Annotated in this window: 11 protein-coding genes; all 11 read left to right on the forward strand. The window is 40.4% G+C overall.

Annotated elements, in window-relative coordinates; genetic code table 11:
* The first annotated feature begins 181 nt into the window (after positions 1 to 181).
* A complete protein-coding gene (gene rlmB / locus ACYQ21_RS13455) occupies positions 182 to 952 on the forward strand; it encodes a 23S rRNA (guanosine(2251)-2'-O)-methyltransferase RlmB (RefSeq protein WP_460059021.1) in 771 nt (256 codons plus the stop codon).
* 16 nt (positions 953 to 968) lie between these two features.
* The gene (locus ACYQ21_RS13460; protein WP_460059022.1) at positions 969 to 1,481 is read left to right on the forward strand and encodes an NYN domain-containing protein; all 513 of its coding nucleotides are present in this window, start codon (positions 969 to 971) and stop codon (positions 1,479 to 1,481) included.
* Positions 1,482 to 1,534: 53 nt separating this feature from the next.
* The gene (locus ACYQ21_RS13465) at positions 1,535 to 2,404 is read left to right on the forward strand and encodes a DegV family protein (RefSeq protein ID WP_460059023.1); all 870 of its coding nucleotides are present in this window, start codon (positions 1,535 to 1,537) and stop codon (positions 2,402 to 2,404) included.
* A 164-nt stretch (positions 2,405 to 2,568) separates the two neighbouring features.
* On the forward strand, positions 2,569 to 3,939 hold the full coding sequence (gene ftsA / locus ACYQ21_RS13470) for a cell division protein FtsA (RefSeq protein ID WP_460059025.1): 1,371 nt from the start codon (positions 2,569 to 2,571) through the stop codon (positions 3,937 to 3,939).
* Positions 3,940 to 4,076: 137 nt separating this feature from the next.
* Complete coding sequence (gene ftsZ, locus ACYQ21_RS13475; protein ID WP_460059026.1) at positions 4,077 to 5,336, forward strand: cell division protein FtsZ; 1,260 nt, start codon at positions 4,077 to 4,079, stop codon at positions 5,334 to 5,336.
* A 3-nt stretch (positions 5,337 to 5,339) separates the two neighbouring features.
* A complete protein-coding gene (locus ACYQ21_RS13480) occupies positions 5,340 to 6,002 on the forward strand; it encodes a YggS family pyridoxal phosphate-dependent enzyme (protein WP_460059027.1) in 663 nt (220 codons plus the stop codon).
* Positions 6,003 to 6,050: 48 nt separating this feature from the next.
* A complete protein-coding gene (locus ACYQ21_RS13485; RefSeq protein WP_460059029.1) occupies positions 6,051 to 6,605 on the forward strand; it encodes a cell division protein SepF in 555 nt (184 codons plus the stop codon).
* Complete coding sequence (locus ACYQ21_RS13490; protein ID WP_460059031.1) at positions 6,602 to 6,850, forward strand: YggT family protein; 249 nt, start codon at positions 6,602 to 6,604, stop codon at positions 6,848 to 6,850. The genes ACYQ21_RS13485 and ACYQ21_RS13490 overlap by 4 nt, the downstream gene beginning before the upstream one ends.
* Positions 6,847 to 7,650, forward strand: a complete 804-nt coding sequence (locus tag ACYQ21_RS13495) for a YlmH family RNA-binding protein (protein WP_460059032.1) — start codon at positions 6,847 to 6,849, stop codon at positions 7,648 to 7,650. Before ACYQ21_RS13490 ends, ACYQ21_RS13495 begins: the two co-directional genes overlap by 4 nt.
* Before the next feature lie 104 nt (positions 7,651 to 7,754).
* Positions 7,755 to 8,444: a DivIVA domain-containing protein gene (locus ACYQ21_RS13500; RefSeq protein ID WP_460059033.1), complete on the forward strand. Its 690-nt coding sequence runs from the start codon at positions 7,755 to 7,757 to the stop codon at positions 8,442 to 8,444.
* 585 nt (positions 8,445 to 9,029) lie between these two features.
* A partial coding sequence (locus ACYQ21_RS13505; RefSeq protein ID WP_460059034.1) for a TIGR04197 family type VII secretion effector occupies positions 9,030 to 9,224 on the forward strand: 195 nt, incomplete at its 3' end.

Genomic DNA, 9,224 nt, shown 5'->3' on the forward strand with positions numbered 1-9,224 from the left:
GAGGAGCTGAGACAATTCGCAAGAGGGGTGTGTATACAACAAAAATAATTGAGAACAAAACGCTATAACTCCTTATATCACAAGGCGGAATAGTGTTTTTCTGATTTTTAACTGTCAAACTCGGGAAAGCTTGCTAGTTTAGCGTTTACTAAAATCTCTTACTTTTTGCTATAATAGCATTATGAAAAAAAATCAGGAAAATTTTAACGAAGACGAACATATCAACGACACCATCTACGGCGTTCATGCTGTCGTGGATTCATTGACAGAAAACCTAGGCAATAAACTTTATATTCAAGACGATTTGCGTGGCAAGAATGTTGATAAAATCAAGGCGCTGGCGAGTGAGAAAAAAGTCGGCATTTCTTTTGTCAGCAAAGAAAAGTTAAAAGAAATGTCAGATGGCGGTGTCCATCAAGGGTTTGTCCTCAAAACAAGCGCTTATGCTTATCAAGAGCTATCGGATTTATTAGCCTTAACCGAAAACGCTGAAAATCCCTTGCTCATTGTGATTGATGGCTTGACTGACCCCCATAATTTAGGCAGCATTCTCAGAACGGCAGACGCGACCGGTGTTTCGGGCGTTATCATCCCCAAGCATCGCTCGGTCGGCGTGACGCCGGTTGTTGTCAAAACATCGACTGGTGCCATTAACCATGTGCCCATCGCGCGGGTGACGAATTTGTCGCAAACTTTGGATAAGCTGAAGGCTGCGGGTTTTTGGGTCTTTGGTACGGATATGAATGGGACGCCGCATGCGAAATGGCAAACGCAAGGCAAAGTCGCCTTGATTATCGGTGCTGAGGGTGCTGGCATCACGTCGAATATTAAGAAGCAAGTCGATGAGATGATCACGATTCCGATGAAAGGGCACGTTCAAAGTCTCAATGCGGGTGTTGCTGCAGGAATTTTGATGTATGAATGGGCCAGAAATTTTGGGCAATCAAATTAGTTAAGGGCAGACAATTATGAAAAAACAACTGTTAATTGTTGACGACTATAACATGATTGGCGCTTGGCGGGAGACCCATCATCTTTTTCAAAATAATGATCTAGAACAGGCGCGAGATTTGCTGCTTAAGAAGTTGTCAGATTATGCAGGCTTTGAGGGATTAGAAATCATCTGTGTTTTTGATGCCCAGTTCGTCCCGGGGGTGACGAGTAAATTTCATGTGCATAATGTGCTTGTGATTTTTACAAAAGAAGATGAGACAGCAGATAGTTACATCGAAAAGTTGGCGGGTAAATGCAATAATATTCTGACAACCGTCTATGTTGCAACCAGTGATTTGGCAGAACAATGGGTCATTTTTTCACAAGGTGCCATGCGGATTTCGGCGCGTGAGCTAGAGGAACGTGTGAATCTCAGAAAACAAGATTTGACGCAACATGCCCGAACGATGACAACTCAAAAACCTCGAATATCTTGGGCAGATGCTCAGTTAGATGAGCTTAAAAAATTAATGTTTGAAATAGAATGAAGATGCCTGTATAACCTACTATAACATAGAAATTAGATAGAAATGGAGTGACCATGACTTATCAAATCATCACCGATTCGACATCAGACTTATCGGATGCTTATCTTGTAGCGCATGATATTGCCATGCTGGGTTTGACTGTGACGCTTGAGGAGACGACTTACCCGACTGTTGGACTTGATCGTTTGACGAGTGACGTTTTACTAGCCAAGATGGCGACAGGTGCCAAGCCTGTTACCTCACAGATTAATGTCGGCCAATTTTCAGAGCTTTTTAGAACAGTCATCAAATCAGGCAAAGCTATCCTTTATCTGGGTTTTTCATCAGGTTTATCAGGCACCTATCAAAGTGCTGAAATGGCGAAGCAACTCGTTTTAGATGACTTCCCTTCAGCACAGATTACGACGATTGATACCTTAGCTGCGGCATCAGGCGAAGGTTATTTAGTCAAAGAAGCAGTTAAACTGCGAGATGCAGGTGCGACCTTAGAAGAAGTGGTGACAGTTTTGCAAGAACTGATTCCTCGCTTGCGAAGCTGGGTCATGGCGGATGATTTATATCACTTGGCACGAGGAGGCAGAATTTCTAAAACAGCAGCAACTGTTGGTACTTTAGTTAATATCAAACCGATTATTGATGTTGACCCAGCAGGTCGCTTACGGCAGGTTGGCAAAATTCGAGGTAAGAAAAGAGCATTGAAAACATTGGTGGCAAATATCCTAACTGATTTTGACCCCGCTTACCCACATGTCATGATTGGCTATTCTGGTGAACCCGATGTTGCTGAAGAAGTCAAAGCGGATTTGTTGCGTTCAAATTTGATTACAGAAGTGACCTTAACACCGATAGGACCAACGATTGCAACGCATACGGGGACAGGCACGATTGCCATATTTTCAATCGGTAAATCCCAACGTCTCTGAAAAGAATACAGTTAATTGAGGAAAATCACAGCAAATATCTTGTTTTGCTGTGATTTTGTGTTAAAATAAAAAAGAGTGTTTATGTCGATAATCGGATATTAGACAACTTTTTACATAATTAAATTTTAAAAAATGATGAATGGATAATGGAAGGAGTCACTTTAATGGCCAAAAGTGGACTTTATACAGGGTTGGATATCGGAACTAGCACAATCAAAGTGTTGGTAGCCGAGTACGTCTCTGGTGAAATGAATATAATCGGCGTCGGAAATGCAAAATCTGACGGCTTAAAAAATGGTACCATTGTTGATATTGAAAAAGTCGCACAAGCGATTCGCAAAGCAGTAAATGCAGCAGAAGAGCGTGCAGGTATCCAAATTAAAGGGTTAAATGTCGCAGTCCCAGCTAATCGTCTTGAAGTTGATGCCTGTCAAGGTATGGTGACCATTAATAGCGAATCAAAAGAAGTCGTTGAAAGTGATATTAGTCAAGTCGTTGCTAGTGCGCTGATGCGTGGTATGATGCCTGAACGTGAAATCATCGCTGTTGAACCCAAAGAGTTCACAGTTGACGGTTTTTCTGGTATCTCGGATCCGCGTGGGATGTTTGGTGTCCGTCTTGAAATGAAAGGTCTAGTCTACACCGGACCTAAAACATTGGTACATAACATTCGTCGTGCGGTTGAGCGTGCAGGACTTCAAGTTGATAACATTGTGATTGCGCCACTTGTTTTAGCACACCATGTGTTAAATGAAGGAGAACGTGAATTTGGTACTGTTGTCATTGATTTAGGTGCAGGCCAAACAACCGTTATCGCAATTCGAGACCAAGAATTACAGTTTGCCCACATCATTCCTGAGGGTGGCGACTATATCACGAAAGATATTTCAACAGTTTTAAATACATCACTTGACCAAGCAAATAGTTTGAAACTCAATTATGGTGAAGCTTCTACAGAACGCGCTAGTAAGGAAGAAAGATTCCCAGTGGATGTCGTTGGGCATGCAGAACCAGTTGAAATTACAGAGTTTTATTTATCTCAAGTCATTGAAGCACGCTTGACGCAAATTTTCTCGCGTGTCCGTCAAGATTTGGAACGGTCTCGTGGTCTTGAATTGCCTGGTGGAATTGTCTTATTAGGTGGTGCGGCAGCGATGCCAGGCGTGACAGAATTGGCAACGAAAATTATCGGAGCCAATGTCCGCCTATATGTACCAAATGAAATGGGACTTCGTAATCCAACCTTTGCGCAAGTGATTTCAATTGTGGATTATGTCGGTAGCCGTTCTGATATTGAAATTTTGGTAACAGAAGCAGCAGCAGGAAATACAGTTTTTGCAGAACCGATTGTTGAGACGTATCATGAGTCAGCCGTTGCAAGTTTTACGGATAATGTTTATGCACAAGCAACTGATGAAGTGGGCTATGTGGCACCTACGCCACAAGCGCAGTCAGGTGTCCCTACGCAAGACACTGAGCCTAGAGAAGGTCTTGTAGATAAGGTTCGCAATATGTTCGGTAGTATGTTTGATTAAGTAGTATAACGTAGGCATCTTAGTACTTTACTGGATAGACTAATAATCAAAGACTGTCAGAAAAAAGTTTAGAAGACAAATAAGACTTAAATTTTATGACTCGTTACGGTAAAAAATGAATTTGGAGATATAAAACAATGGAATTTTCATTTGATGAAGCGCTCACGCAAGGCGCAATTATAAAAGTTATTGGTGTCGGTGGTGCTGGTGGCAACGCGATTAACCGAATGGTTGAGGAAGGTGTTTCAGGCGTTGAATTCATCGCAGCAAACACAGATGTTCAAGCACTCCGTGCTTCAAAAGCAAATACAGTGATTCAACTTGGACCAAAATTGACACGTGGTTTGGGTGCAGGTTCAAAGCCAGAAGTTGGTCAAAAAGCAGCAGAAGAATCAGCTGAAACGATTCAACAAGCACTTGAAGGTGCAGATATGGTCTTCATCACTGCTGGTATGGGTGGTGGCACAGGTACCGGAGCAGCACCAGTAATTGCACAAATTTCTCGCGATCTGGGTGCTTTAACGGTAGGTGTGGTCACACGTCCATTTGGTTTTGAAGGCTCAAAACGTGGCTACTTTGCATCAGAAGGCATTGAATTACTCAAAGCTTCTGTTGACACCTTGTTGATTATTTCAAACAATAACTTGCTTGAAATTGTTGACAAGAAAACTCCTTTGAAAGAAGCCTTGCAAGAAGCTGACAATGTTTTACGCCAAGGCGTTCAAGGTGTGACGGACTTGATTACAAATCCAGGCATGATCAACCTTGACTTTGCAGATGTAAAAACAGTCATGGCAAACAAAGGTGATGCACTAATGGGTATCGGTACTGCCTCAGGTGAAGACCGTGTTATCGAAGCAACCCGCAAAGCTATCTACTCGCCATTGCTTGAAACTACCATTGAAGGCGCTGAAAATGTTCTTCTGAATGTGACAGGTGGTATGGATATGAGTTTGACAGAAGCACAAGATGCATCAGAATTGGTCATTCAAGCGGCTGGTAATGATGTCAACATTCTTTTGGGGACATCTATTGATGAATCGCTTAAAGATGAAATTCGTGTCACGGTTGTTGCGACAGGTGTTTCAGAAGATGACTTGCAACAAGCGACAATGCGTCAAACACAAACAACACCAATTTCTGAACAACCTCGTCGTCGTGTATTAGGGTCATCAAATCTTGATTTGTCAAATAATCATTTTGCAACACGTCAAAAAACATCACCTGAAAGCTCAGCACCTGAATCAGCGTTTGGTAACTGGGATATTCGGAAAGAAAATACTGTTCGTCAAACACCGTCAGAACCAACAAATACAACTGGTGTGAGTAGCTTTGGTGGTGCAACAACTTCATCCAACGATGAAGACCTTGACATCCCACCATTTTTGAAACGTTAAGTGATGACAATTTCTGAAAATGTTGTAGCCGTCTTGGCACATGTTGCTGCCACTGACACAAAAGTAGGACGCAAGACAACCGTGATTGGTGTGACTAAATATGTTGATGCTAACAAGGCTAGAGAATTGGTTGAAGCTGGCATCACACATATCGCTGAAAATCGGACAGAACTTTTTCTGGATAAACAAGAAAAACTGTTTGATTTACCAATTACTTGGCATCTGATCGGTACGTTACAGCGCCGCAAGGTCAAAGATGTCATTAACCGAGTAGATTATTTCCATGCGTTGGACTCTATTAAATTAGCGCATGAGATTGATAAACGTGCGGATCATGTCATCAAGTGTTTTCTACAGGTAAATGTTTCAGGAGAAGCAAGTAAACATGGCTTTTCTCCAGATGAATTAGGTGATGTTTTGCCAGAATTTTCTAACTTATCAAAAGTTGAAATTATTGGCTTAATGACAATGGCACCGATTGATGCGAGTGAGACAGAGTTGGCTGACATTTTTGATAAGGCAAAAAACTTACAAGTAGAAATTGCCAGTCAGGGCTTGCCACATGTCCCATGCACAGAATTATCAATGGGGATGAGTCAAGATTATCAACAAGCGATTTTGCATGGTGCAACTTTTGTTAGGATTGGTAGCAAGTTCTTCAAATAAGGACGCCTCTAAATGTTAGAGATGACTAAAATAAGTAGGTAGAAATTAATGGCTTTAAAAGATATCATAGAAAAAGCAAAAAATTATTTTAATTTAGGAGAAGAGGAAGAGTCGGCTTCCGTTGTGCGCCCTCAAACGGTGTCTAATCAAGCACCAGCACAACCGCAAGCGCAAGCAACTCGCCCGCAAGTTGTGCCCCCCCCCTCACCTAAAGCGGAAATAAAATCAGAACGCAAGCAAAGTCGTCAAGCTGACAATGCGACAAATACAACACGTCATGTCTCGCAACAACTCGCTGTTTCTGCTGGTATCGTGCCAACGATTGCCATCAAAGAGCCAGCGGGTTATGATAACATCATGGAATCAGCTCGTGTGATTCGGAATGGCGAAAGTGTTTTGGTCAACTTTAAAAATATGGGTGACCAACAAGCACGACGGTCGATTGACTTTTTAACGGGCGTTGTTTTCACACTTGATGGCGACATCCAAAATGTCGGTGGGCAAATTTTCTTGCTTACACCAAGTGGCATGACAGTTGATGCAGAAAAAGAATTAAGTATTCTTGCAGGTCGCAATTTTGAAGGTTTGGACACATACCAATGATGATATACTTTTTGTACCGCCTAATCACGATTTATGAATGGGTCTTGATTATCTATGCCTTGCTGAGTTGGGCGCCTGATTTACGCAATAGTCAAGTCGGCAGACTCATCGGACAGTTGTCACGACCATTTTTGTCGATTTTTGACCGTTTACCCCTTCAGTTTGCAGGTCTTGACTTTACGATTTTTGTAGCCATTATTGCTCTGAACTGTATACAACGTTTATTACTGATGGTTTTCGGATGACACAAGCGATTTATCAGCACTTCCGACCAAGTGAACGCACTTTTATTGACAAAGCCTCTGACTGGTTGACGAGCGTTAGTGACAGCTATAGCTTAATTGTTACAGATTTTTTAAATCCGAGACAAGTCTTTATTTTGACGACCTTGGTGCGAGGGCAACAGGCGTCAGACATTCAGATGTTTACTAGCTCAGCTATCGCTGAGACGGAATATGTGAAGGTGATTTTAGCACCTGCTTATTATCAACTGGAAATTGCTGATTTTGAGTTGGCTTGTCTACAGATTGAATTTGCCAGTAAATTTGTGACATTGAAACATTCACAAATTCTTGGGACTTTGTTAGGTGAAACAGGACTGTCTCGTTCGAAAATAGGCGATATCCTTGTCCATGATACATTTGCTCAAGTCTTTGTGACTGCCAAATTAGTGCCGTTGATAATGGATACCGTCCATAAAATTGGCCGTAGTGGTGTCAAAATCCGAGAAATTGATGTGATGCAATTCGTGCCTGCTGCTGAACAAGCAATCACGAAAATCGTTACCCTATCAAGTCTACGCTTGGATAAGGCAATCGCAAGTGTTTTCAATATGTCTCGCAATTTAGCACAAAATTTGATACAATCAAGTAAAGTAAAAGTCAATTATACAGAAGTTTTGCGAAATGATTTTGAGTTGGTTGCAAGTGACTTGGTCAGTGTTCGAGGTCTTGGGCGATTGAAAATTGGTCAAACACTCGGGCTAACAAAAAAAGATAAGGTCAGAGTAGAAGTTCAAATTATCTCAACCAAAAAAATGAATTGATTTTTAATGATGTTATTGCCCAATTCTCTTTAGATATAATTTGATTAATCAGTCGTAAACTAAAGAGAACCAAAATGAAAGATAGATAATAGGAGGTAGCACCTATGACTTTAAATAGTTTAGATGTTCAAAATAAAACGTTTCCAACTAAGATGCGTGGCTACAATAAAGCTGACGTTGATGATTTTCTTGATTTAATTATTCGAGATTATGACACATTTGCTGAAAAGATGAAAGATCAAGAACGTGAATTGAAAAGTTTACGCGAACGTGTTGAATACTTTGAAGGTATGAAAGAATCCTTGAATAAGTCAATCGTTGTTGCACAAAGTGCTGCGGATAACTTAAAAGAAAACGCCATCAACGAAGCCAATGGTGTCACAACTGAGGCGGGTCAAAAAGCACAGTATATTTTGGAATCTGCTAAAAAAGAAGCCGGTGGTATTCTCAATTCTGCATCAGATGATGCTCGTCGTTTAGTTAAAGAAACCGATGAATTGAAACGTAAGATGCGTATTTATCATCAACGGATGACATTAATGATTGAATCACAACTTGAAGGTATCAAATCTCATGAATGGGAAGAAGTTCTTAAACCAACTGAGACCTATATTGGCGATGGGGAAGAAAAGTTAAAAGAAATTGTTGAGAGTCATGGAGGGAATACCGTACAAATCAGTCACACGGTCAACCAAGTATCAGAAGTTCTTGACCATCATGAAGAAATACCAGTAGTACCTGAGTCGCCTGAACGGATTGAACCCGAAAAAGAAATAACAAATTCTGAAATTTAAAAACAAGCATAGGTCAGTAACGAATATTAATTAGCGAGCAAGAGATGGTGGAAGCCTTGCAATCCCTTCGTTATTGATGATCACCTTGTTTCTATCTCGTGCCTTGTTCGCCGAATGCTTAGATAGTTGAGATGAACAAGGCATGAGAGCAACCAATCATAGATTAGTCTCCTTTATCAGACTTTTGAGACTTGAGTTATCAAGTGAATGAGGGTGGGAATTACTTCTAATGACTGTATCGTGACGGAACGTTGATATAAAGGGATTTAGAAAAGTAGAAAAACTGTTTAAAAAAGTGGCTGTTGGTTGCAAAATGTTTGCACTCAACAGCCACTTTTTTTGTTTTTCATTTTTATGATAGATGAAAATTATTATTTGATACGATTGGATATCTGAAATATTCATCTTGTCTATTTTCTAACATTTAAATTGCACATTTCTTGATTTGGAATAGCTTCTATTTTTATCAAAAATGAATATGATTTCATTTTTGATAAAAATATTCGTAATATTTTGATAAAACGTCATAAATTATATATAATGAAAGAAAGTCATTGAAATTAAATTTAGAAAATAGGAGACAAAATGCCCCAAATATCCAGTAGTGTTGATTTAGCTGAATCCGCAGTTAAAGAATTAGTTGGTATTGACATTCATCACAAAAAGAATGAACAATTTCAGGCTAGTTATTCAAGTGGTATTTTTGCCATGACTCATGCGCAAACGATTTGTAATCAGCTATTTTCAGAGACAACAGACTTATGTCAGGTTGTTCTAACA

This window comes from Pseudolactococcus yaeyamensis, from assembly GCF_054658615.1.

Bases quoted from the DNA above. Each gene is read 5' to 3' on its own strand.
- ftsA (WP_460059025.1), top strand. From the start codon at position 2,569: ATGGCCAAAAGTGGACTTTATACAGGGTTGGATATCGGAACTAGCACA.
- rlmB (WP_460059021.1), top strand. From the start codon at position 182: ATGAAAAAAAATCAGGAAAATTTTAACGAAGACGAACATATCAACGAC.
- ACYQ21_RS13480 (WP_460059027.1), top strand. From the start codon at position 5,340: ATGACAATTTCTGAAAATGTTGTAGCCGTCTTGGCACATGTTGCTGCC.
- ACYQ21_RS13485 (WP_460059029.1), top strand. From the start codon at position 6,051: ATGGCTTTAAAAGATATCATAGAAAAAGCAAAAAATTATTTTAATTTA.
- ACYQ21_RS13460 (WP_460059022.1), top strand. From the start codon at position 969: ATGAAAAAACAACTGTTAATTGTTGACGACTATAACATGATTGGCGCT.
- ACYQ21_RS13500 (WP_460059033.1), top strand. From the start codon at position 7,755: ATGACTTTAAATAGTTTAGATGTTCAAAATAAAACGTTTCCAACTAAG.
- ACYQ21_RS13465 (WP_460059023.1), top strand. From the start codon at position 1,535: ATGACTTATCAAATCATCACCGATTCGACATCAGACTTATCGGATGCT.
- ACYQ21_RS13490 (WP_460059031.1), top strand. From the start codon at position 6,602: ATGATGATATACTTTTTGTACCGCCTAATCACGATTTATGAATGGGTC.
- ftsZ (WP_460059026.1), top strand. From the start codon at position 4,077: ATGGAATTTTCATTTGATGAAGCGCTCACGCAAGGCGCAATTATAAAA.
- ACYQ21_RS13495 (WP_460059032.1), top strand. From the start codon at position 6,847: ATGACACAAGCGATTTATCAGCACTTCCGACCAAGTGAACGCACTTTT.